Genomic DNA, 24,460 nt, shown 5'->3' on the forward strand with positions numbered 1-24,460 from the left:
CTCCTCACGAGTCCCAGATCGCGCCGTAGGCGGGGATTCCCCTGGCCTCCAGCTCTTCGACGACGTGCCAGGTGGTGTGTTTGTTGGAGATGCAGATGACCGCTTCCGCGTCGAAGCGCCGGCAGGCGTCGTGCGCGAGCGCGACGAGGTCCGGCTTGCCCTGACCGGCGGTGTCCCAGACGACGGCGTCAGGTTGCGCGTCGAGGATCTCGTCGACCAGCGCGTCCCCGTAGGTGCGGCGGGGGTCGCGGGTCGACCACACCAGCGTCGCCGGAGCGGTGCGGGCGAGCAGGTGGGGCAGGCAGGGGCCGATGCCGCTGCCGGTGGCGACCCACACCACGCGATGGAACAGCTTGTCGATGTTGCCGACGCCCGCGGTCGGGATGCCCTTCACCCACAGATGGCTCGGCTGGTCGGCGATGAGCTTCGCCGTCCAGTCACCGGCGCGGGAGATGGTGAGCCGGAAGCCCGAGCGTCCCGGTGCGGGGACGTTCGCGAACGAGTGCCATTCGAGCAACGGGTTGCGGCTCACCGCTGTCGAGGAGCCCGCGAACGGCGTGACGCCGTGGTCGAACGACACGAGCGCGACGTGCGGGGACGGGCTGACGATCCGCACCGGCACGCGCCGCAACCGCAGCCACGGCAGCGCCACGCTGACCACCACGAGCGCGAGCGGCCAGAGGAACACCGGGTTGGAGACCGCGGCCAGCACTCCGAACAGCACGAGCACCGTCCAGCCGCCGAACCGGTGCGACCGCTCGAAGAGGTCGTGGTGGCGGGCACGGAGCCGGGGGAGCGCGAGCACCGTCATCGCGCCGAGCAGGGCGAGGATCATCCAGCTCACCACGATCGGCAGCGCGCCGCGCGCGGTGGTGGCGAGCGGGAGGAACCAGGCCACGGCGCAGACGGCGGCTCCGACGTGCAGGCCACCGAAGTGGTAGACCTTGCCCAGCGTCCATCGCACCCGCAACGGCCAGTGCTTCGGCGCGCTGGTGGCCAGCCGGAACAGCAGGTTGATCACCAGCTGCTGGCGGACCAGCGCGGCGAGCGCCACGTTGACGACGACGAGCGTCGTCAGCACGTCCTGGTCGCCCTGCCAGTCGCCGATCACTGCGAAGAGGAGGTTCGCGAGCACGACGGCCGCCGCGAGCCGGTTGTGGTGGGTGAACGGGCGCCGGCGCAGGACCGCGCGAAGCGAACGATCGGCCGGTGGCAGGAGGACCTCGGGCACCGTCATGCCACGGGCTCCCGCCGCAGTCCGTCCACATGCGACAGCAGCGCGCGCCGGTCGACCTTGCCACGGTCGGTCGTCGGCAGCGTGTCGACCGGGACGATCAGCGTCGGCACGCAGTAGTACGGCAGCCGTTGCGAGACCGCCCGCCGCGCCCGCTCCGGCGTCGCGGTACCGGGGCTGATGAACCCGACGAGCTTCCCGTCATGCACCACGGTCGTGGCGCGGTCGCAGTCATCGGCGCGCTCCAGCGCCGCGGTGACCGCGTCCAGCTCGACGCGGAACCCGCGCACCTTGACCTGGTCGTCGGTGCGGCCGCGGTGCTCCAGCCGGCCCTCGCGCGTCCACCTGGCGAGGTCGCGCGTCCGGAACATCAGGTGGTCCCCGCCGAGGAACGGATCGGGGCGGTACCGGTCCGCCGTGAGGTCGAGATCACCCAGATAGCCCGCTGTCACGCACGCCCCGCCGGCCCACATCTCCCCGACCGCGCCGATGGGGCACGGCAGCAGGTCGTCGTCGAGCACGTACACGGTCGTGTTCGGCACCGGCCTGCCGATGGTGAGCTGCCCGGTGCCCGGTTCGTAGCGGTGCACCGTGTTGACGATGGTGACCTCGGTGGGACCGCAGGCGTTGTGGAAGGCCACGCGGCGGGCCCACACGTCCGCGAGGGCCTGCGGGCAGCGTTCGCCGGCGACCGCGACCGTGCGCACCCGTTGGCAGGCGGCAGGATCCAGCGTCGCCAGCACGCTCGGCGTGGCGATCACGACGTCGGCCGTGCTCGCCGTCCGTGCGAGGTCGTCGCCGCGGATCACGAGCGTGCCGCCGTTCGCGAGCGTGCCGAGGATCTCCCACATCGCCATGTCGAAGGCGATGTTGAGCAGCTGGGACACCCTGATCCCCGGTGCTATGCCCAGGGAGCCGGGTGCGGTGAGCAGGACGTTGCACAGGTTGGCGTGGGAGACCCGCACCCCGTTGGGACGCCCGGTGGTGCCGGAGGTGAAGATGACGGCGGCGATGTCCGACTCCGCGGTGATGGTGCGGCACAACGCGCCGACGTCGGGCAGGCTGTCGATCGTGATGATCGTGGCCAGGTGAGGGGGCAGCGAGGCCGCGTCCGCGGTCGTCGTGAGCACCACGTCGACGTGCGCGACCCGGACGATGTGCCGCAGGTGGGCCTCCGGTGTGATGCGCACGTCCTGCGGCACGTAGGCCGCTCCCGCCTTGAGCACCGCCAGGATGCCCACCACCATGGAGATCGACCGCGTCAGGAACAGTCCCACGTGGTCGCCGGGGCGCACGCCGCCGCGAACCAGGAGTTCGGCCAGCAGCGTGGCTCTGGCGTCCAGCTCTCCGTAGGTCAGGGACTCGCCGAGGTGTTCCACGGCTGTCAGGTGCGGGCGACGCGTCGCGTGCGTCTCGAAGGCGTGGTGGACGTGGTCGGACGGAGGGGTGCGGACGGGACCGGCGCCGAACAACTGGAACAGTTCGCGGTCGGCGGGGGACAGATCGCACAGGGCGGATTCCTGGAACAGGGCTGTCACGACGGGTGCCCTTTCGTGAGCGGTGCGTGGGCAACCGCTTGAACGAGACAGCCCGCCGGGAAGTTCACGCCGTGTCGAATCGCCCGTCGAATCGAAAAGCGCTTGTGGCGCAACGCTTCTTGCCGCGCCAGAAGCAGTAGCCCCGTCACCCGGACGGATGATCCTGTGCTCCTGCGTTTGTCATGGCCGTCTGCGCATATGAGCATCTGTCCTATGACGACTGTCGAGCACGCGCCCGCGGAACTGCACCGCCACACCCACGGTCCCGGTTGCGGCCACGACGCCCTCGTACACCGGGACCACGTCGACTACCTGCACGACGGACACCTGCACCGCGAACACGTGACGGATCGCGGTGTGCACTACGACGAGTGCGACAAGTGCAGGTGCGCCCACTGCACGGACTCGTGCGCGCAGTGCGACTGCTCGGAATGCGACTGCCCGACCTGCAACCACGCCCAGTGCGCGTGTGACGGGTGCGCTGACTCGTGCGCGAACTGCACGTGTGCCGACTGCAGCTGCCCCACGTGCAGCCACGCGGCGTAGTTCAGTCCGCAGTGGACAGTTGGAAAACCGTCTCCTGGTGGTAGACGTCGCCCGGCCGCAGCACCGTGCTGGGAAAGTCCTGGCGGTTCGGCGAGTCCGGGAAATGCTGCGCCTCCAGGGCGAAGCCGGCGCCGCGGCCGTACGGGCGGCCGCTGGTGCCGACCAGGTCCTCGGTGAGGAAGTTGCCCGAGTAGAACTGCAGGCCGGGTTCGCTGGTCCACATGGTCAGCAGGCGCCCGGAGACCGGGTCGCAGGCCTGCGCGGCGAAGGAGGCGCCGGAGGAGTCCAGCACCCAGTTGTGGTCGTAGCCTCCCGCGATGCGCAGCTGGGGGTGGGCCGCGCGGATGCGGGCGCCGATCGCGGTCGGCAGCCGGAAGTCGAACGGGCTCGCCTCGACCGGCACGGGCGCCCCCACCGGGATCAGGTTCTCGTCGACGGCGCAGAACCGGCTCGCGTTGAGCATCAGCGACTGGCGGTGCACGTCGCCGCTGCCTTCCCCGGCCAGGTTCCAGTAGGTGTGGTTGGTCATGTTGAGGACGGTCGGGGCGTCCGCCGTCGCGCGGTAGGTGATGCTCAGGCGGTTGTGCCGGTCGAGCCGGTACGTCACCTGCGCGTCCACGGTTCCGGGGAAGCCACCGTCCCCGTGCGGGCTCACCAGTTCCAGCTGCACGCCCACGCTGTCCGTCTCGTGCAGTTCGGTCGCGGACCACACCCTCGTGTCGAAGCCCGCCGGTCCGCCGTGCAGGCTGTTCGGGCCGTTGTTGAGCGGGAGCTGGTGCTGGACGTCGTCGAGGGTGAAGGCGCCGCGCGCGATCCGGTTGGCGTACCGGCCGATCACGGCGCCGAAGAACACCCTGGCCGCGCCGGGCCGGTTGTTCGCGAGGTAGTCGTCGAGCGCGGGAAACCCGAGCACCACGTTGGCGGGAACACCGTGGCGGTCCGGTACCTCCAGCGACTGGATCACACCGCCGTAGTCCAGCACCCGCACGGTGAGCCCGCCCGGCCACGCCAGGACGTACCGGTGGACGTCGGTGTCACCGGCCCGTCCGAACAGTTCCCGGCGTAGCTCGGGTTCCCGCTGCGACATCGAACTCCTCGTATCAGTTGATCAGGGCCCGGCAGTGCTGCGGCCGGATCCGTTGTGGTGCGACGCTCTCCAGGGTCGGCGCGACCGGGACGATGGAGCCGTCGCGGCCGAACCTCATCCTGTCGATCGTGGTCTCGCGGTGCGTGCCGTCCCCACCGGGGATGGCGAAGCGGTGGTAGACGAGGTACCAGTCGTCGGTTCCCGGCACCTGCAGCATCGAACTGTGGCCGGTGCCCTTGATGCCGAGCTTCAGGTCCTTGCTCAGGATCAGGTCCCGGTTCGTGAACGGGCCGGTGGGGCTGGGCGCGGTCGCGTAGGCGACGCGGTAGTCCTCGCTGCGGGTGTCGTCGATCGACCAGCTCAGGTAGTACGTGCCCTTGCGCTCCACCATGAACAGGCCCTCCCGGAAGTCCGTCAGCCCGGTGAGGCGGGTGATCTTGGCCGGGTCGTAGGAGATCATGTCACTGTTGAGCGGAACGACGTAGGCCTCGCCGTTGCCCCAGTACAGGTACGCCTGTCCGGAGCCGTCGACGAAGACGGCGGGGTCGATGGCCTGGCCCCCACCGGTGGGATTGCGCGCGATCAGGGGCTGACCGGAGTCGACGAACGGGCCGGTCGGGGAGTCGCTCACGGCGACGCCGATCTTGGCCTCGGCGCAGAAGTAGAAGTAGTACTTCCCGTCACGTTCGATGATCGCGGGCGCCCACGCGTTGCGGTCCGCCCAGCTCACGCCGGGGCCGAGGTCGAGGATGACGCCCTCGTCCTTCCAGTCGACCAGGTTCTTCGACGACCAGGCGGAGAACTTGGTGCCGCTCCAGCCGTCGAAGCCGTCCGTGGTCGCGTAGATGTAGTAGGTGTCGCCGAACGCGATGATGTTCGGGTCGGCGTTGAGGCCCGGCAGCACGGGGCTGCGCATCTCGTGCGCCTCGACCGTCCACACCCGACTCTCGCGGCCCGACCGCACGATGAACTGCCGCGGCTTGCGCAGGTCGACCGGACCGCTGGGCGTGATCGTCGCGCCGGGTGCGAGACCGAAGTCGAGCTTGACCCGCCGGAGGTCTGTGCCCGGCCGCACGGGGAGCACGACGGTGCCCGGTTCGATGACGGCGGGTGCCTTGAGCGAGTCGTGCGCCACCGACCGGATCAGGGTCGCGTTGAACGGCAGCGCCGCGACCTCGTTGCCGGAGAGCGCCCGGTCGTAGAGGCGGACGTCCTTCATCCTGCCCTGGAACGTCCTGTCCGCCGCGTAGACCGACCTGCCGAGGTAGTTGGCCGCGGTGATGCCACCGCCGATGTCGGACGGCTTGATGGTGACGGCGGTGTTGCGGGCCACTTCCACGCCGTCGAGGTACAGCACCTCCACGCCGTTGCCGACCGTCAGCGTCACGTTCTTCCAGACGCCACGCGGTAGCGCACGGCCGGAGTTCACACCCTGCTCGGTCGTCCAGTTGCCGGTGGCGATCGCGCCGCGATAGGTGTCACCGGTGCTGAACAGGTAACCGTTGCCGGTGCCGTTCGGCGCGGTGTTGCCGAAGCCGTAGAGGAAGTACGGCGTCTGCTGGGCCGGATCCACCAGCACGTCGGCGGAGATCGTGGCGGCCGGGGCGCCGGTCAGCATGTTGTTCGGCAGCTGGACGTGCCCGCCGCGCAGCGACAGGGAACCTTCGGAGAACGCGGCGTTGCCGGCGAGCACACCGTCGTAACCGTGACCGGTGGCGTCGGCGGCGGAGCCGGTCAGCGGCCAGTGCGCGACGAGGCCCTTGGAGTCGGCCTTCACCGGCGCCGGGGGAGCGGTGAGCCGGCTCAGTTCCGCCTGGGTCACCGGGAGCACCGTGCCGTGGCGCGGGGACGCGGGCAGGCGGGCGCCCGTGGACATCGTCCATTTCCCGGAGGCGAGGTCGGTCGTCTCGAACGGCACGTAGCCGCGGCCGCCGTACTCGTCGATGAACAGGTACCACTTGTTCTCGGTGTTGGACTTGAACCCGGTCGGGCCCTCACCGGCGCTCAGACCGGGGCTCGTCGGGGTGGCCTTGCCGATGCACTCGGCGACGAAGTCGTAGTTCGGGTTCAGCAGGTCCGCCGACTTCTCCGCGGTGATGTACTTGCTGCACGGGGAGGACGATGAGTTGTTCCGCTCGTCCTTGGTGTAGCGGTAGTAGGTGCCCTCGTGCTCGATTACCGTCGAGTCGATGACCGAGTAGCCGGGGTCGATCCACACCTTCGCCGGGCTGAACGTCACGAAGTCACGCGTGGTCGCGTACATCATCCGGTTGTAGCTGTCGCCCGTGTGGCCGGGATCGTTCTCCGCGTACAGCTTCGACGCCCAGTAGACGACGTAGCTGCCGCGCTTGGCGTCCCAGAACGCCTCCGGTGCCCAGGTGTTGCCCGCGGTAGGCGGCGACACCTGGACGCTGCGCTGGCGCGACCAGTTCCGCAGGTCCGTCGACTCCCACACCATCAGCGACCGGCTGCCGCTGCGTTGCGCCGCGTCCCAGCCGCGCCCGCCGTTGATCTTCAGGTCGGTGGCCAGCAGGAAGAACCTGTCACCCTCGGGGGAGCGCAGGATGAACGGGTCGCGCACGCCCAGTTCACCGAGGCTGGACTTCAGGATCGGCTGGCCGCCGTTGACCTCGGAGAAGTCCAGCGGGTTGTTCCCGTTGCTGGCGGCGGCGTAGATCTGCTCACCGATCGGGCTGCCCTCGCCGGTGAAGTAGAAGAAGCTGTAGCCCGCCAGCGGTTCCTTCACGGGCAACGGAGCGACGGTGGCGGTGAGCGCGCGAGTGGTGCTCTGTTGGCCACGGCTCACCCTCGCCGTCAGCACGACCTTGGTGGGCTTGCTGCCGGCGGGAGGGCGGCTCACCTCACCGGTCGGCGTGATCACCTTGCCGTTGGACGACTTCCACGTGACGGTGGTGTCGTGCGCGCCGGTGACGGGCAGGGTGAGGTGTCCGCGGACGTCGTCGATGTTCGGCACCTCCAGCGCGTTCGCCGCTGTCCGCACGAGCGGTTCGGCGGCGGCCGGGGTGATGGGGACCAGGGCGGCCGTCACGGCCACCACAAGACCGAAACGGCGCAGGGATGCCAACATCGTCGTTGTTCGCCTTCCGGGGATGGGGTGCAGGACTTCAGGCGCGGCGCTTGGTCCAGACGTCGTAGGCGACCGCCGCGAGCAGGACGAGACCCTTCACGAGCATCACGCGTTCACTGGGCGCGCCGATCAACGACATGCCGTTGTTGATGACGCCCATGATCAGGCCACCGGTGATGGCGCCGACGACCTTGCCGACACCGCCCTGGACCGCGGCGCCACCGATGAACGCGGCCGCGATGGCGTCCAGCTCGAACGACATGCCCGCCGTCGGGCCCGCCTGGTTGAGCCGGCCGGCGAAGATCACGCCGGCCAGCGCGGCCAGCGCGCCCATGTTGACGAACACCCAGAACGTGACGGCCTTGACCTTCACGCCGGACAGCGTGGCGGCCTGCAGGTTGCCACCGATCGAGTAGATGTGGCGTCCGAACACGGAGTTGCCGGCCATCAGCGAGTAGCCGAGCGCGAGCGCCGCGAGCAGCACCAGCACCCACGGCAGGTTGCGGAACCGGGCGAGCTGCACCACGACCGCCATCACGACGACGCCGACACCGACGATCTTGAGGACGAACACCGGCATCGGTTCGACGGTCTGGTGGTAGCCGAGCCGGGCCGCGCGCTTGCGCCACTGCGACAACGCGAACCCGGCCACGAACGCGAGTCCGGCGAGCAGGCTCACCAGGTCGGCGCCGCCGAGCGGGCCGAGACCGATGTTGCCGAGGTAGCCGCCCGTGAACCCGTTCGACAGCGAGCGGATCTCGTCGGGGAACGGCCCGATGCCCTGGTTGCCCAGCGTCGTCAGCGTGAGCGCGCGGAACACCAGCATGCCGGCCAGCGTGACGATGAACGCGGGAATGCCGAAGTAGGCGATCCAGTAGCCCTGCGCCGCGCCGATCATGGCGCCGGAGAGCAGGGTCAGCAGCACCGCCACCGGCCACGGGAGTCCCCATTGGACGGTCAGCACCGCGCAGATCGCCCCGGTCAGCGCCACCGTCGAGCCGACCGACAGGTCGATGTGCCCGCCGATGATCACCAGGATCATGCCGATCGCGAGGATCAGCACGTAGGAGTTCTGCACGATGATGTTCGAGATGTTCTGCGGCTGCAGCAGGGCGCCGTCGGTCAGCACCGCGAACAGGACGACGATCAGCGCGAACGCGACGTAGATGCCCGACTGCCGCAGGTTGATCGAGAACCGCCGCGAGTGCGCGGGCGGGGCGGCGGCGGGAGCGGGCGCGATCTTCGTGGTCATCAGCTCTGTCCTCGCGTCATATACTGCATCAAGCGTTCCTGCGTTGCCTCTTCGCGGCTGACCTCGCCGGTGATGCGGCCCTCCGACAGCGCGTACACGCGGTCGCACAGGCCGAGGAGCTCCGGCAGCTCCGAGGAGATCACCAGCACCGCACGCCCCTGGGCGGCGAGGTCGTTGATGATCGAGTAGATCTCGTACTTCGCGCCGACGTCGATGCCGCGCGTCGGTTCGTCGAGGATCAGCACGTCCGGATCGGTGAACATCCACTTCGCCAGCACGACCTTCTGCTGGTTGCCGCCGGACAGCGTGCCGGTCGGGGTCGACACGGCGGCGGTCCTGATGCCCATCGACTTCCGGAACCGTTCCGCGACGGTGTATTCCTCGTTCTCGTTCACCCACCCGCGGTTCGCGAGCTTGTCCAGCGCGGCGGCGGAGACGTTGCGCTGCACGTCTTCGATGAGGTTGAGCCCGTACTTCTTGCGGTCCTCGCTCACGTACGCGAGGCCGTGCCGGATCGCGCCGCGTACGGTGCGTGTGTCGATCTCGCGGCCGTCCTTGACCACGCGCCCGGAGATGCCGACGCCGTAGGAACGGCCGAAGACGCTCATCGCGAGCTCCGTGCGGCCCGCGCCCATCAGCCCGGCGAGACCGACGATCTCCCCGCGCCGCAACGACAGCGTGGCGTTGTCGACGACCACCCGGTCCGGCTGGGCGGGGCTGTGCACCGTCCAGTCCTCGATGCGCAGCACCTCCTCGCCGATGTCAGGCGTGCGCGGCGGGAACCGGTGTTCGAGGTCGCGGCCGACCATGCCGGAGATGATGCGTTCCTCGCTGAGTCCCTTGGCGGGCAACGTTTCGATGGTCCTGCCGTCGCGCAGCACCGTGACCGTGTCGGCGATCCTGGTGACCTCGCCCAGCTTGTGGGAGATGATCACCGAGGTGATGCCCTCGTTCCGCAGGCCGTCGAGCAGGTCCAGCAGATGCTGCGAGTCGTCGTCGTTCAGGGCGGCCGTCGGCTCGTCCAGGATCAGGAGGCGGACCTCCTTGGACAACGCCTTGGCGATCTCGACGAGCTGCTGCTTGCCGACGCCGAGGTCGTTCACCGGCGTCGTCGGGTTCTCCCGCAGGCCCACACGGTCGAGCAGCGCCTGGGCCTCGTGGTTGGTGCGGTTCCAGTCGATGAACCCGCGCCGGGACCGTTCGTTGCCCAGGAACAGGTTCTCCGCCACGGAGAGCTGACCGCACAGCGCCAGCTCCTGGTGGATGATCACGATGCCGCGGCGCTCGCTGTCGCGAATGCCGTCGAACGCGCACGGCTCGCCTTCGAAGAGGATGTCGCCGTCGTACGTGCCGTGCGGGTGCACCCCGGACAGCACCTTCATCAGCGTGGACTTGCCCGCGCCGTTCTCACCGCAGATCGCGTGGATCTCACCGCGCCGCACGGTCAGCGAGACCTCGTGCAGCGCGGTGACACCCGCGAACCTCTTGGTAATGCCTTGCATCACCAGGATGTCGTCGGACACAGGACCTACCTGAGCTGGTCGGCGGTGTAGTAACCGGAGTCGACCAGCTCCTTCTGGTAGTTCGCCTTGTCCACGGGGACGGGCTGGAGCAGGAACGACGGCACGACCTTGTTGCCGTTGTCGTAGTCCTTGGTGTTGTTGACCTCGGGCTTGCCGCCCTTGAGCACCGCGTCGGCCATCTTCACCGTGACGTCGGCGAGCAGGCGGGTGTCCTTGTGGATCGTGGAGTACTGCTCACCGGCGATGATCGACTTCACCGAGGCGACCTCGGCGTCCTGACCGGTGACGATCGGGTAGGCCTGGCCGGCCGTACCGTAGCCGCCGCTCTTGAGTGCGGAGAGGATGCCGATCGAGATGCCGTCGTAGGGGGAGAGCACACCGTCGACCTTGGCGCCGCCGTAGGTCGAGGTGAGCAGGTCCTCCATCCGCTTCTGCGCGGTCGCCGGGTCCCAGCGCAGGATCGCGACGGTCCTGAAGTCCTGCTGGCCCGACTTCACGACGAGCTTGCCCTGGTCGACCAGCGGCTGGAGCACGGACATGGCGCCGTTGAAGAAGAACGTGGCGTTGTTGTCGTCCGGCGACCCGGCGAACAGCTCGACGTTGAACGGGCCCTCGCCCTTCGTCTTCAGGCCGGCCAGCAGCGAGTTCGCCTGCTCCACGCCGACCTTGAAGTTGTCGAACGTGGCGTAGTAGTCGACGTTCGGGCTCTTGCGGATCAGCCGGTCGTAGGCGATCACGGGGATCTTGGCGTCGGCGGCCTGCTGCAGCTGCGAGGTGATCGCGGTGCCGTCGATCGAGGCGACGATCAGGAGCTTGGCGCCCTTGGTGATCTGGTTCTCGATCTGGTTGGCCTGGGTCGGGATGTCGTTCTCCGCGTACTGGAGGTCGACCTTGTACCCCTTGCCCTCCAGGGCCTTCTTGATGTTGTCGCCGTCGTGGATCCAGCGTTCGGACGACCTCGTCGGCATGGTGACGCCCACCAGCGCGCCCTCGCTGGAGGTGGTCTGCTGGTCGACCGTCTTCTGCGCCGAACCACAGGCGGCGAGGGTGACGGCGAGCGCGGTGGTGGCCGCGATCCTGGCAAGCCTCATTGCTTCTCCTCGATGTCACCGGCAGGCAACAGTGCTGTAGGCGGCGAGTGTTATCGCTAACAACTGGCCCGTCAAGTTTCATCTGGATAACAGCAGGTAGTGCCTGTTAGCGCTCACAGAGGCCACAAACGCAGAGCGCCCGCCGCCACCGAAGTGACAGCGGGCGCATCCCTGGGTGCGGTCAGGCGATCTTGCAGGCCTTCCCGTTGACGGTGAAGGCCGTCGGGTCGGTTCCGCTGCCGGAACCGTTGAATCCGATGTAGACGGACTTGCCCGGCCCGACCTGGCTGTTCCACGGCATGCTGGCTGCCGTCACGTCCCGCCCGGTCTGGCTCCACGTGGCCGACCACCCGGCGGTGACCTTCTGGGTGCCGGGGAACGCGAACCCGAGCTGCCACGACGTCCAGGCGGCCGGGCCGGTGTTGGTGATCTTCACCTGCGCCGACAGGCCGTCGTTCCACCTGCCGGCGGTGAAGCCGACCTCGCAGTCCGACTTCGGCGTCGAGGTCCCGGACTTCTCCGCCGCCCAGCCCGAGACCCAGGCGAGCGCGGAGTTCCAGTTCACCGCCACCTCGTTGACCGAGTAGGCGCCGATGTCGTCCACCCAGCACTTCTGCTGCGGGCAGCCGGCCAGCAGCCGCTGCGCCACCGGGTCCTGCAGCGCGCTGTTCGGGCCGCCGGACAACGAACCGGGCGGCGCGATCGGCAGGGTCGGGTCGTTCTGGTTGGCCCAGAACCGGTGGTGCGCGTTGCGCATCGCCTGCTCGCCGTAGCCCGCCACGTACGAGGTGCTCAGCGGGTTGCGGCCGAGGACGTAGTGCAGCGCCTCGAACACGCCTTCGCGGTACTTGGCGGCACCGGTGAAGTCGTGCGCGAGCGCGAGCACCTGGGCGTTGTTCAGGACCGCGGAGTTCGAGCCCCAGACGTACCCGTCGGTGCTGTTGTCGTACGGCGCGGCGTAGCCCATTCCGGCCATGGCGGTCAGGTGCTGGTCCGCGACGGTGGCGAACGCGGACCTGATCGCCGTGACGTCCGCCGCCGGGAGACCGTTGGGCGCCAGGGCGAGCGTGATGTCACCCAGCGGCGCGGTGCCGCCCCAGTAGAAGCCCGCCCTGGTCAGGCCGGCCGCCTTGTAGTGCGGCGAGGCGGTCACGTCGGCGCGGTAGGCGTCGTCACCCGTGGTCGCGTACAGCTCCGACGCGGCCCAGTAGAACTCGTCGCTGACGGTGCTGTCGCTGTAGGCGCCACCGCCGGTGCCGTCGTCCGGGTCGGCGAGCTTGGCCGGGTTCGCCTTGGCCGCCGCGTAGGCCTTGCGGGCCGCCGTGAGCAGCGTGGTGGAGTACGTGGCGTCGATGCCCTTCCACAGGCGGGACGCCTGCGCGGCGACCGCGGCCAGGTTCAGCGTCGCGGCCGTGCTGGTCGCGGACAGCCGGCGCGGCTGGTCGTCCAGTTCGGGACGGGTCGGCAGGGCGGTCCAGTTGGCGTCGTGGATCTTGTGGTGCGCCATGCCGTCCGGTGCCTGCATCTTCAGCAGGAAGTCGACCTCCCAGCGCGCCTCGTCGAGGAGGTCCGGCACGCCGTTGGTCTTCTCCGGGATGGCGAGCGTGCCGTCTCCGAACGCCGACGCGTCACCGACGCGGGTGGCCCGCTCGTAGGAGTTGAGCAGCTGCCAGGCCGCGATGCCGCCGTTGACCACGTACTTGCCGTGGTCGCCCGCGTCGTACCAGCCGCCACGCACGTCGAGCGTGTAGCCGCAGGCGAGGTCGGCCCGGCACGGCACGTTGTCGTCACCCTGGTTGGGCGCGACGTTGACGTGCCCGGCGGGCCGCGAGTACTCGTCCCCGACGTACTGCGCCTCGATCGGCGTTCCGCTGCGCTGGTGGTAAAAGAACGCGAGCGAGTCGTAGCGCAGCCGCTTGATCGGGTCCGCGGAGATGTCGAACGGGAAGCTGCTGTCCTCGCCGACGGACAGCGTGTAGCCGGTGCCGGCCGTGTCGAACGACGAGAAGTCGATCTGGTGCACCGAGTCGCCGGAGGTGGCGTCCGCACCCTTCGGCGTGCTCTGACCGCTGGCCACCGCCGTGCCCGCGGAGTCCTTGAGCGTCCACGTCTGCGGCGTCGTCGCCGTGGAGACGAGGGTCGCGCGCTTGGGCAGACCCGGCACGTACCCGACCAGGTCGACCTGGACCTTCTTGGCAGGGTTGGGGTTCACGCCACCGGGCGGCTTCACGCCGCCGACCACCGAGACGTTGTCCACGCAGACCGTGTTGTCGGCCGGCTGCCCGCCCAGCTGGAACGCGACCTGGCCGTTGCCCGCGTCCGGGAAGTCCAAAGTGGACGTGAAGGTGAAGGTGAAGCGCTGCTTCGTCGGCGAGAGCGTGAACTGCTGGCTCGCGATCCCGCGGTACGGGCTCACGCTCTCGCCCGCGGCGGCCGTGACCGGCTGCGCCGTCGTGGCGTGGGCGTCGAACGAGAACGTGTAGGACTGGCCGGTCTCGAACGGAACGCCGTTCTGGCCGATCAGGGCGTCCCACGGGTTCGTCGTGCCGCCGGTGACCGCCGCGCACAACTCGCCGCCGGTGACCCGGTTGGTCACTCCGGCACCGCTCCACCAGGGATCGGCGGCGCCGCTGTCGAACGTGCCGTTGAGCACGCGTTCGTAGTCCGCCGCCGCAGCGGCGCCCGCGGCCTGGAGTGAGCTCGCCATCAGCGCCGCGAGCAGTGTCGCGGCGAGGAGACGTGGGGGTTGCGATCTCATGCTGGAGGATCTCCGTCCTCGTCGACGGTCGGGTCTGGGAGCGCTCCCATATCGACCGTAGGCCGAGTCCGCTGACGGCTACAAGCCCCACTCGGTCACCGGCTCGCTTTCGACGTTCGATTCGACTCGAAAGTATCGGGATGAGACCGATGGAGACCGGTTGCCGCCGCCTTGAGGCTGTTCCGCCGGACAGACCTGGTGCTCAACCGGAGCGGAGATCGTCGCTATGCCGGGTGCCGCACCCGGCGAGCGGGACGTGCCGTGTTCGCGGCGGACCAGTGGACGTTCGCCGAAGCCCGTTCAGCGCATCGTGACGGCGCGCCAGTGCGCCGAGTCGTCCTGAGTGCCGGGGCGGTTCTCCTGGTACCAGTCCATGATGCGCCGCCGCCCCGCGTCCGTGATGTGGTAGCCGAGGTGGTCGCCGACCGGGGCCCAGATCAGCTCGCTTCGCAGAGCTTGCTCGATGGCGTCGCGCCGGCACATGCTCTGCAGCAGCCATGGCCACACCATCCCCTGCGCGGTCATCCACAACACGCGCAGCACCGCTGTGTCCGGCAGTTCCGGACCGTCGTCCGGTGAATCGTCGAAGAATCGGCCCGCCTGCATCCGCAACCCCCGCTTTCTCTCCCACTCGCATGTCGTAGTACGGCCTGGTCCCGGCTCTGGTTCAGGCTCGGGAGGAATTACTTCAGCGTCGAATGGGTTCGAGTCGATTCGACGCGGGGGCGATCGAACCGTTGGCGTGCCGGCACGATCAGGCGCTCGCGCGGCGCACCAGCGACGTGGGCAGCAGCATGGACTGCGGCAGCTTGTCCTCGCCGGCCAGCTCGGCGAGCAGCCGCCAGGTCATGGCCCGGCCGAAGCCCTCCACGTCCTGCCGCACTGTGGTGAGCGGCGGTACGGCCGTCGCCGCGAGCACGGAGTCGTCGAACCCCACCACCGCCACGTCGTCGGGGATCCGGTAGCCGCGCTCCTGCAGCACCCGCAACGCGCCCAGCGCCATGATGTCCGCCGCCACGAAGACCGCGTCGAGATCGGGTGCCCTGCGCAGCAGCGCCTCCATCGCGAGCGCCCCGCTGTCGGGCGTGAAGTCGCTGTGCACCACGAGTTCCACGGGCATGCCGTGTTCCGCGAGCCCGCACCGCCAGCCGCTCAGGCGGTCCATGCCGACCGCCATGTCGAGCGGGCCGGCGATCGTGGCGATCTTCTCCCGGCCCAGCGAGATGAGGAACCGCACGGCCCCCAACGCGCCGTTGAAGTTGTCGGCGTCGACGAACGGGACGGCGCCGCCCGCGAGCGGACGGCCGCCCACCACGATGGGCAGCCCCGTCTCGTGCAACGTCCTCGGCAACGGGTCGTCGCCGTGCAGGCTCACCACGAGGGCGCCGTCGACGTGCCCGCCGGTGAGGTACGCCACCTGGTCCTCACCGTCGAGCGGCTGGTTCATCATCAGCAGGAGCTGCACGTGCCGCCCGGCGAGCTCGGCGTGCACCCCGCGCAGTACCCCGGCGAAGAACGGGTCGGCGAGGACCCGGCTGCCCTGCTCGGAGATCACCAGCGCGATCGCGTTCGCCTTGCTGCCGGCCAGGGTGCGCGCGGCGTGGCTCGGGCTGTACCCGAGCAGCGTGATGGCGCGGTGCACCGCCTGGCGCGACCGCTCGCTCACGTACTTCTCGCCGTTGATCACCCTGGAGACGGTCGACTTCGACACCCCGGCCACGCGCGCGACCTCCTCGATGCGCGGGCCGGGGCGCCGACTCCTGCCTTCTGTCATGAGACGGCGACCAGCGCGTTGTCGCGCGCCACCCTGCTGTACCACCTCGCACTCATCTTCGGCGTGCGGATCTGCGTGTCGTAGTCGACGTGGACGATGCCGAACCGCTTCGCGTACCCCTCTGCCCACTCGAAGTTGTCCAGCAGTGACCAGCAGAAGTAGCCGCGCAGGTCGACGCCCGCCTCGATCGCCGCGTGGGCGGCGCGCAGGTGGGACGCGATGAAACCGGTGCGGTCCACGTCGTCGATCGCACCGGTGCCGGAGAAGTCGTCGCGGAACGCGGCGCCGTTCTCCGTGATGTACAACGGAAGCCGCGGGTAGTCCTGGTGCACCCGCATCAGCACGGCGGTGAGCCCGTCCGGCCTGACCTCCCAGCCCATGTCGGTCATGGGGGCGTCGCGGACCGGGAACGAGGCGTGCCGCACGCCGACCCACGGCGACGGGCCGGACTCCCCGTTGGGCGTCGAGCTGACGTAGTGCTCGGTGTAGTAGTTGACGCCGAGCATGTCCATCGGTCCCGAGATCACCTCGAGGTCGCCGTCGTGCACGTGCTCACTGAAGCCGAACGGCTCGAGGTCCGCGACGATGTCGGCCGGGTACTCCCCGCGCAGCAACGGATCCAGGAAGATCCGCTGCTGCAGCCCGTCGAGCCTGCGCGCGACGTCGAGGTCCGCCGGGTTGCCGGGGTCCACGGGGATGATCGGGTACATGTTGAGCGTGATGCCCACCTTGGCGTCCGGCTGGGCGGCGCGGATGGTGTCGGCCGCGAGCCCGTGCGCGAGCAGCAGGTGGTGCACGGCGGCGACGGCGGCCGCGGGCTCGGTGCGTCCGGGGGCGTGGATTCCGCCCGCGTAGCCGAGGAACGCCGAGCACCACGGCTCGTTCATCGTCGTCCAGGTCTCGACCCGGTCACCGAGCGCCTCGACGGTGGCGGCCGCGTAGTCGGCGAACCGGAAGGCGGTGTCGCGGTTCGCCCAGCCGCCGGTCTCCTCCAGCTTCTGCGGCAGGTCCCAGTGGTACAGCGTCGGCCACGGCACGATGTCGTGCGCCAGCAACGAGTCGATCAGCCGCTGGTAGAAGTCGAGTCCCGCCTGGTTGACCTTCCCGCCGTCCGGTCGCACGCGCGGCCAGGCGATCGAGAAGCGGTAGGCCTTGAGTCCCAGGTCCGCCATCATGGCGACGTCCTGCTCGAAGCGCCGGTAGTGGTCGGCGGCGGGTTCACCGCAGTCGCCGCCCACCACCTTGCCGGGCTGACGGCAGAACTCGTCCCAGATGGAGTCTGTGCGGCCGTCCACGTCGGTCGCACCTTCCACCTGGAACGCGGCAGTCGCGGCTCCCCACAGGAAACCCTGCGGGAAAACAATGTTCTCCATTTTCACCCCTTGACGGCGCCCTGCATCACACCGGCGACGATCTGCCGCCCGAGCACGAGGAAGACGATGAGCACCGGAACCGTCGCGAGCGTGGTTCCGGCGAGAACGAGCGAGTAGTCGACGTAGTAACCGCTTTGTAGCTTCTCCAGCGCGATCTGCAGCGTCGGGTTGTCGGCGTTGAGCACGACCAACGGCCACAGGAAGTCGTTCCAGGACTGCATGAACGTGAACACGCCCAGCATCGCGGCGGCCGGCCTCGCGGCGGGCAGGGCGACGTGCCAGAACGCGCGCCACAGGCTGCAGCCGTCCATCCGCGCGGCTTCGACGAGTTCGTCGGGAATGGCGTCGAGCAGGTACTGCCGCATCCAGAACACGCCGAACGCGGTGACGAGGTTCGGCACGATCACGGCTTCGAGCCGGCCGGCCCAGCCGAACTCGGCCATCGCCATGTACAGCGGGATGATCCCGAGCTGGGTCGGCACTGCCAACGTTGCCACCACGAACAGGAACAGCACGCCCCGGCCGCGGAAGCGCAGCTTGGCGAACGCGAACCCGGCCAGTGTCGAGAGCAGCACCACCGAGAACGTCACGGTGCCGGACACGACGAAGCTGTTGCCCAGCGCCTTCCAGAACGGCACGGTGTCGAACACCCGTGCCGCGTTGGAGAAGAAGTTCCCGCCGGGGATCAGCGTGAAGTCGCCGGTCAGCACGGAGTTGTCCCGGCTGGCGACCAGGAAGGACCAGTAGAACGGGAAGGCGGAGCCGAGCACGAACGCGCCGAGGATTCCGTAGATCGTGAAGGAAGGTCGTTTCATCATCGGACGGCCCTCCTGGTGATGAAGAAGTTGAGGCCCGCCACGGCGATCACGATCAGGAACAGCACCCACGCGATGGCGGAGGCGTAACCGAGATCGAGGCCCTGGAACGCGGACTGGTACAGGTAGAGCACGACTGTCTGGTACTGGTGCTCCGTGCCGCCGCCGCTGCCGCCGGACGGCTCGAACAGCTTCGGCTCGGTGAAGATCTGCAGGCCGCCGATGGTCGAGGTGACGATCACGAAGATCAGCGTCGGCTTGAGCATCGGCAGCGTGATGCTGAAGAACCGCCGCAGCGCGCTCGCACCGTCCACCAGCGCGGCTTCGTAGACGTCACGCGGAATCGCCTGCATGGCGGCGAGGATGATCAGCGCGTTGTAGCCGGTCCACCGCCAGTTCACCATCGACGCGATGGCGACGTGGCTGCCGAACGTGCTGGCCTGCCAGTCGATCGGGTCGATGCCGATGATGCCGAGCACGTCGTTCACCAGGCCGTACTGCGGGCCGAACAGGTTGCCGAAGATGATCGTCAACGCCACCAGGCTGGCGACGTAGGGCAGCAGGACGCCCATCCGCCAGCCCGTGCGGGCCCGCAGGTTCGCGTTCAGCAGGGCCGCGATGACCACCGCGATGACGATCTGCGGAACGCTGGAGAGCACGAAGATGCTGAACGTGTTGAACAGCGCGTTCCAGAACTGGTCGTCCTCGAACAGGGTGCGGTAGTTCTCCAGGCCGATGAACCCCGGCTCGTCGGCGCCGACCTCCCAGTCGAACAGGGAGACGTAGGCCGTGTAGAGCAACGGGAACAGCCCGACCGCCGCGAAGAGCACGAAGAATGGTGCGACGAACAGATACGGTGAGATCTTGGCGTCCACATTGGACATGCGGTGCCGCCGCGGAGGCCGCGGGCGAGCGTCCTGCGCTCGCCCGCGGTCAACCTTGGAGAGAGTGGCCGTCACTACTTGGCCGCCTTCTTCGCGCCCTCGACGGCGGTCGCCCAGGCTTCGTCGGCGTTCTTGCCCTGCTCGACCGACTGCAGTGCCGGGCTGAACACCGTCTCCTGGATCTGGCCGTCGGCCGGACCCTTGTACTGCGCGGCCTTGATCTTCTTGGCCTGCGTGGCGAACAGCGCGCCGGCCTTGACGTTGCCGAAGTAGGCGTTGGTCTGCTCCAGCAGCTCAGGCGCATCGAGGGCCTTGACCTGGCTGGGGAAGGTGCCCTTGGCCTTGAACGCCTTGATCTGCTGCTCCGGCGCGGTCAGCCAGGCGGCGAGCTCGGCGGCCTTCTTCGCGTTCTTGCTCTGCTTCGGCACGCTCAGGTACGAGCCACCCCAGTTGCCGCCACCGTTCGGGAACGCGTCGGTGACCGCCCACTTGTCCTTGTTCTCGGGCCCCGCCTGCGTTTCGACCACACCGAGCATCCACGACGGGCAGGTCTTGGTGGCGAACTTGCCGAGCTTGAAGCCGGTGTTCCACTCGTTGCTGAACGCGCCGAGCCGGGCCGACTGTCCCTTGGCGACGGCCGACGTCACCGTGGTCCAGTTGGCCTTGATGGCGGAGTTGGTGTCGACGACCAGCTTGTCGGACTTGTCGTAGTAGCCCGTCTCGAGCTGGTTGTGCATGGCGTTGTAGACCTGCGCGGCGCTGTCGAACCAGGCGACGCCCGGAACCTTGGCGACGAACTGGTCACCGGCGGCGAAGTAGCTGTCCCACGTGGCGAACAGCGCCTTGACGCCCTCGGGGTCGGACGGCAGACCGGCCTGCTCGAACAGGTCCTTGCGGTAGCACATGGCCAGCGGACCGATGTCGGTGCCGTAACCGATGAGCTTGCCGTCCTTGGTGGTGACCGCCTGGGTCTTCCAGTCCAGCCAGCGCCCGTCCTCGATCTTCGGGCCGATCTCCTTGAGATCGTTGAACTGGGAGGCCTTCGACATCACCTGGCTGAGGTAGCCCTCCTCGACGCCCTCGATGTCCGCGAGGCCGGATCCGGCGCCCAGCTTGGTGAACAGGTTCTGGTGGTGCGGCTGACCCTGACCGGTCTTGCGCTGCGTGATCTTGACGTCGGGGTGAGCGGCCTCGTACTCCGCGAACAGCTCTTCATAGCCGAACTCGTTGAACGTGGCGATCGTCAGCTCGGTCTTTCCGTCCGCGGTCTGACTGGCCCCACCTGTCCCGCACGCTGTGGTGGCGGCGGCGGACACGGCGGCACAGATCAGCACGCTGATCCAACGGTGTCGCACGGGAGAACTCCTCTGGTCTCGGCGGCGGGTTCTGGGAGCGCTCCCAGACGGGAGGAGTGTCGTCCCGGCTTCGAACGTGTGTCAAGACACACTTCGGGCCGTGCCAGGCACTTTCGGCGCCGGTCGGCGGGATGACCTCGCTGTTCGGGCTCAGGTCACAGTTTCGAAACCTGGGAGCGCTCCCGGAGATGTGTCCGATGGGTTAACACTGCGTGCTTCTCCCGGCACACAACGCTTTCGAGCGAATGGCGGCAGGCCGGAGAACGCGGCAGGACTGCCTTCGGCATCCAGGGCCGGCGGTACGACGTCCGGCAGGCGCCGGATCAGGCGCTCGCGCGGCGCACCAGGGACGTCGGCAGCAGCAGCGAGGGCGGCAGACCGGTGTCGCCCGCCAGCTCACCCAGCAGCCGCCACGTCATCGTGCGGCCGAGCTGCTCGACGTCCTGGCGGACGGTGGTGAGCGGCGGGGTCGCGGTCGACGCGAGCAGGGAGTCGTCGAACCCGACGACGGCCACGTCCTCCGGAACGCGCCTGCCGCGTGCGTGCAGCACCTGCAACACCCCCAGGGCGATGATGTCGGCGGCGACGAAGACGGCGTCGATGCCGGGGGCCCGGTCGAGCAGCTCCGTCATGGCCAGCGCGCCGCTCTCCGGCGTGAAGTCGGCCTCCGCCACGAGGTCCGCGGACAGCCTCGCCTCGCCGAGTCCCCGGCGCCAGCCGCTGAGCCGGTCCAGGCCCGCCGCCATGTCGCGCGGGCCCGCCACGGTCGCGATCCTCGTGCGTCCCAGTGAGACCAGGTGCCGCACGGCGTCGAGGCCGCCGGTGAAGTTGTCCGAGTCCACGAACGGGACGGAGCCCGCGGCGAGTGGGCGGCCGCCGACCACCACCGGCAGGCCGGACTCCTGGAGCAGCAGCGGCAGCGGGTCGTCGCCGTGCAGGCTCACCAGCAGGGCGCCGTCGACGTGGCCGCCCGCCAGGTAGGCGAGGAGGTCGTCGTGGTCCTCCGGCCGGCTCAGCATGAGCAGCAGCTGGATGCGGCGTCCGGTCAGCTCCGCGTGCACGCCGCGCAGCACCCCCGCGAAGAACGGGTCGCCGAGCACTCTGCTGCCCTGCTCGGAGACGATCAGCGCGATGGCGTTCGCCTTGTTGCCCGCGAGGGAACGGGCCGCCTGGTTCGGGCTGTACTTGAGATCGGTGATCGCCGTGTGCACGGCGTCGCGCGCCTTGGCGCTCACGTACTGCTCGCCGTTGATCACTCTGGAGACCGTCGACTTGGACACACCGGCCAGCCGGGCCACCTCTTCGATCCGCGGTCCGGGCCGTCGTTGCCGGTCGATCTCCGTCATGTCGCCCATCGTAGGAGTCCGCGACCGTCAGATCGAATGTGACGAAACGCTCGTGTGTCCGGTTCGTGAGAGCGCGACCGCGATTGGGAACGGGGCGGGACGCCTGTGCCGCGCAGAACGTCCCGCCCCGAGGTTCATCAGGGTTCGGTACCCCACGTGAGGGAACCGCCGGTGTGGGCGGTGACTCTGTCGAAATCGGAGAGAGCGTTGCTGACGCGATAGCTGTGGTCGTCGGTCTGGTTGAATGAGGACCAATCGGACTTCGCTGTCCGCACCTGGATCTCGCCCGTACTCGCTCCCGCGGCGAGGCTTCCGGAGCTGAAGGAGACCTCGACGTACGCGTCGGCGCCCGCGCGCGCGGTGGGAAGCTTGACCACTCTCGCCTGGACGGTGGCGCATCCGATCTGCGCCCAGTCGCACCACACCTGGTAGGTCGCCGACGGTGCCTCGCCGGTGAACCAGTACCTGATCGTCGTGGTGGTGAGACTGACCGGCGCCGTGCCGCGGTTCGTCAGCTGGAGCGTGGCGCCGATCTGGTTCGACGTGGCCGAGCCGGATCCCTTGTGCTGCACCGTGAGTGTGGCGGCGACGCCGGGGAGCGTGCGCGTGGTGACCGGGGTGCTGGTGCCGGACACGTTGCCCGCAGCATCACGGGCGCGTACCGAGAACGAGTACGGCGTGTCCGGTGTGAGGCCTGTGACCCGCAGGCTGGTCGTGGTCGCCGATCCTGTGACGGTAGTGCCGCTGAGCACGTCGTACCCGGCCACCCCGACGTTGTCGGCCGAGGCGGTCCAGTTCAGCGTCACGCTTGTCGGACCGGCGTCGGAAGCGGTCAGTCCACTGGGGACGGACGGCGGTTCGCTGTCCTCCACGGCGTCGCCGGGCTCGGTGCCCCACAACGTCTTTCCGTCCTGGCGCAGCGTGATCCGGTCGGTCTGGACGACGGTGTTACCGCTGCCGAGGCCGGTGTGCGACCAGTCGTCGGCCGGGTCCCACGTGCCCGCGCTGGTGATGCGGAACTGGACCTCCTTGCGGAACGCGGACTGCCCGGCCGGAGCCACGCCGGTGCACGGGATCTCCACGTAGTACACCGCGCCGCTGTGCTGCACCGGTGAACTCGGTGTGCCGCACTGGTTGTAGTTCGTGGTGACCGTGATCTGGCCGGGTGTGGTGGCGCCGTCGAGTGTGAAGTAGTAGCGCAGTGTGCCGTTGAACGTCCGCGCCGGCCACGCGCTCTTGTTGAGCACGAACGCCTTGATCTCGGTGAACTGGGCGGCGCTCTGGTTCACCGACGCCTGCACGGTCAGCTCGGGACCGTCCGGGGTCTCCGCGACCGGGAAGGAGGCGAGCGGAGTGCCGCCGAACTCCCCGTACAGGCGGGCGAGCGCGCCGGTGAAGCCCGCGTTGTAGTCGAGCGCGACCTCGTTCATCACATAGTCGCTGCGGCTGTCGGTGTAGGCGTCGTTGTTGGTGCTGGGACCGCCGACCAGCGCGCCGTAGAGCACGTGCCGGCTGACAGCGGGCTCCTGGATGCTGTCGGCCCACGAACCGTGCGCGCCCCGGTGGTGCGGGTTGCGTGGCGGGTTGGTGCCGAACCCGACGACGTAGCTCGCGTTGCGCGGGTTGTCGCCCAGGGCGTAGTTGATCTGCCGCACGCCGAAGTCGTGGTAGGTCCTGGCGCGCGTACTGTCTCGTGTGGACAGCCAGTCCGAGTAGGTCAGCGCGGCGAACGCGGTGTTGGCGGCGTAACGCAGCGAACCCCAGCTGTCGAGCACCGCCTGACCACCGGGGGAGTAGCGCACCCGGTTGCCGTTGTACCCGGTGGTCCAGAAGTCCAGCCAGCGGTTGGCATCGGTGACGTAGGTCTGCTCACCGGTCAGCTTCGCCATCAGGACGTAGGCGCCGTAGGACTTGTCGTCCCAGGCGATGGTCCACTTGTAGGAACGTTCCGCGCTCTGCGGCTCGGTGCCGAGCTTCTGGTACTCCGCCTTCGCCTTCGTCAGGTAGCTCGCGTCACCGGTGGCGCGGTGCAACCAGATCGCGCCCCAGGCGAGCTCGTCCTGGTAGCCGCTCCAGGAGTTGTAGAAGCTCGCGGCGTCCGTGATGCACGAGCTGTACTTGCCGCGATAGGTGTCCGCGAACGTGTAGAGCTGCTTGGCGTGCGTGAGGAGAGTGGCCGAGTAGGCAGGGTCGGTGTCCTTGAAGACCATCGAGGCCGACGCCATCGCCGCCGCGTACTCGCCGGCGAGGTCGGAGCCGGGGCACGAACTGTCCACTTTGTACGACGGTCGGGCCATCGGCATGACCTCCGCCGACCCCCACCACGCGTGGTCGGGGTTGCCCGCGCCGACCTGTCCGTAGACGACGTTCGGGGACGGGTGCGCCTTGATGATCCAGTCGGTGCCGTGCCGCAGGTTCGCCATGAGGTGCGGGAGCTGGCCGGAGCTCACGTAGGCGGCCCGGTTCTCGACGGCACCCCAGGCCAGCATCGACACGCTGAACGCGAAGGGCAGCCCGAACTTCACGTGGTCGCCGGCGTCGTAGAAGCCGCCGGACAGGTCGAGGCCGACGTCGGAGCCGTCGCGCAGGGCCGAGTCCCCGCGCCAGCTCACCCGGTTGCCGGCGGGCAGTTTCCCCGAACGCTGGGCGTCGTAGAACCAGACCGACTTCTGCAGCGCCTCCCCGTAGTTGAACGCCGGTGCGGCCGTCGATGGTGACACCAGCGGACCGGCCACCACCGCGAGCACCGCGGCGAGGACGGCTGTCACAGCTCTGCGTCCGTGCACGTCAGCCTCC

17 protein-coding genes are annotated in these 24,460 nt (G+C 68.9%); 1 reads left to right on the forward strand and 16 read right to left on the reverse strand.

All coding sequences use genetic code 11. The features are described 5' to 3' along the window. Nucleotides 1-4 precede the first annotated feature (4 nt). Together BLR21_RS00910 and BLR21_RS00915 are read right to left on the reverse strand one after the other, a co-directional pair. On the reverse strand, nt 5-1,237 hold the full coding sequence (locus BLR21_RS00910) for a ferredoxin reductase domain-containing protein (RefSeq protein ID WP_090003714.1): 1,233 nt from the start codon (nt 1,235-1,237) through the stop codon (nt 5-7). Beyond that, on the reverse strand, nt 1,234-2,772 hold the full coding sequence (locus BLR21_RS00915) for an amino acid adenylation domain-containing protein (protein ID WP_090003715.1): 1,539 nt from the start codon (nt 2,770-2,772) through the stop codon (nt 1,234-1,236). Before BLR21_RS00915 ends, BLR21_RS00910 begins: the two co-directional genes overlap by 4 nt. A 213-nt stretch (nt 2,773-2,985) precedes the next feature. Here BLR21_RS00915 and BLR21_RS00920 point away from each other — a divergent pair, with 213 nt between their 5' ends. Then, on the forward strand, nt 2,986-3,318 hold the full coding sequence (locus BLR21_RS00920) for a hypothetical protein (protein WP_090003716.1): 333 nt from the start codon (nt 2,986-2,988) through the stop codon (nt 3,316-3,318). Nucleotide 3,319: 1 nt separating this feature from the next. Here the strand turns inward: BLR21_RS00920 and BLR21_RS00925 are convergent, their stop codons facing one another. The 14 genes from BLR21_RS00925 to BLR21_RS00990 all read right to left on the reverse strand — a co-directional run bounded on the left by BLR21_RS00925 (nt 3,320) and on the right by BLR21_RS00990 (nt 24,432). Then, entirely contained in the window at nt 3,320-4,405 is a 1,086-nt protein-coding gene (locus BLR21_RS00925; protein WP_090003717.1) for an aldose epimerase family protein, read from the reverse strand. 13 nt (nt 4,406-4,418) lie between these two features. Further along, the gene (locus BLR21_RS00930; protein ID WP_090003718.1) at nt 4,419-7,493 is read right to left on the reverse strand and encodes a family 43 glycosylhydrolase; all 3,075 of its coding nucleotides are present in this window, start codon (nt 7,491-7,493) and stop codon (nt 4,419-4,421) included. Nucleotides 7,494-7,530: 37 nt separating this feature from the next. Continuing rightward, complete coding sequence (mmsB, locus tag BLR21_RS00935) at nt 7,531-8,745, reverse strand: multiple monosaccharide ABC transporter permease (RefSeq protein ID WP_090003719.1); 1,215 nt, start codon at nt 8,743-8,745, stop codon at nt 7,531-7,533. After that, nucleotides 8,745-10,247, reverse strand: coding sequence for a multiple monosaccharide ABC transporter ATP-binding protein (gene mmsA, locus BLR21_RS00940; protein WP_090004418.1), 1,503 nt, complete (start codon nt 10,245-10,247; stop codon nt 8,745-8,747). The genes mmsB and mmsA overlap by 1 nt, the downstream gene beginning before the upstream one ends. A gap of 26 nt (nt 10,248-10,273) precedes the next feature. Continuing rightward, on the reverse strand, nt 10,274-11,359 hold the full coding sequence (chvE, locus tag BLR21_RS00945; RefSeq protein ID WP_090003720.1) for a multiple monosaccharide ABC transporter substrate-binding protein: 1,086 nt from the start codon (nt 11,357-11,359) through the stop codon (nt 10,274-10,276). A 181-nt stretch (nt 11,360-11,540) separates the two neighbouring features. After that, the gene (locus BLR21_RS00950; RefSeq protein WP_176929394.1) at nt 11,541-14,117 is read right to left on the reverse strand and encodes a glycoside hydrolase family 9 protein; all 2,577 of its coding nucleotides are present in this window, start codon (nt 14,115-14,117) and stop codon (nt 11,541-11,543) included. A gap of 300 nt (nt 14,118-14,417) precedes the next feature. Next, complete coding sequence (locus tag BLR21_RS00955; protein WP_090003721.1) at nt 14,418-14,723, reverse strand: hypothetical protein; 306 nt, start codon at nt 14,721-14,723, stop codon at nt 14,418-14,420. 148 nt (nt 14,724-14,871) lie between these two features. Continuing rightward, on the reverse strand, nt 14,872-15,891 hold the full coding sequence (locus BLR21_RS00960; protein ID WP_090003722.1) for a LacI family DNA-binding transcriptional regulator: 1,020 nt from the start codon (nt 15,889-15,891) through the stop codon (nt 14,872-14,874). Next, nucleotides 15,888-17,264 (reverse strand): GH1 family beta-glucosidase, encoded by a 1,377-nt coding sequence (locus BLR21_RS00965; protein ID WP_090003723.1) that lies wholly within the window; start codon nt 17,262-17,264, stop codon nt 15,888-15,890. The genes BLR21_RS00960 and BLR21_RS00965 overlap by 4 nt, the downstream gene beginning before the upstream one ends. Nucleotides 17,265-17,266: 2 nt before the next feature. Then, entirely contained in the window at nt 17,267-18,079 is an 813-nt protein-coding gene (locus BLR21_RS00970) for a carbohydrate ABC transporter permease (RefSeq protein ID WP_256334359.1), read from the reverse strand. Further along, nucleotides 18,079-19,038, reverse strand: coding sequence for a carbohydrate ABC transporter permease (locus BLR21_RS00975; protein ID WP_256334360.1), 960 nt, complete (start codon nt 19,036-19,038; stop codon nt 18,079-18,081). The genes BLR21_RS00970 and BLR21_RS00975 overlap by 1 nt, the downstream gene beginning before the upstream one ends. Then, nucleotides 19,038-20,318: an ABC transporter substrate-binding protein gene (locus tag BLR21_RS00980; RefSeq protein ID WP_090003726.1), complete on the reverse strand. Its 1,281-nt coding sequence runs from the start codon at nt 20,316-20,318 to the stop codon at nt 19,038-19,040. The genes BLR21_RS00975 and BLR21_RS00980 overlap by 1 nt, the downstream gene beginning before the upstream one ends. 323 nt (nt 20,319-20,641) lie before the next feature. Then, entirely contained in the window at nt 20,642-21,673 is a 1,032-nt protein-coding gene (locus tag BLR21_RS00985) for a LacI family DNA-binding transcriptional regulator (protein ID WP_090003727.1), read from the reverse strand. A 128-nt stretch (nt 21,674-21,801) separates the two neighbouring features. After that, nucleotides 21,802-24,432, reverse strand: a complete 2,631-nt coding sequence (locus BLR21_RS00990; RefSeq protein ID WP_256334361.1) for a glycoside hydrolase family 9 protein — start codon at nt 24,430-24,432, stop codon at nt 21,802-21,804. Nucleotides 24,433-24,460 lie beyond the last annotated feature (28 nt).

This window comes from Lentzea albidocapillata subsp. violacea (assembly GCF_900100275.1).
Classification (GTDB): Bacteria; Actinomycetota; Actinomycetes; order Mycobacteriales; family Pseudonocardiaceae; genus Lentzea; species Lentzea violacea.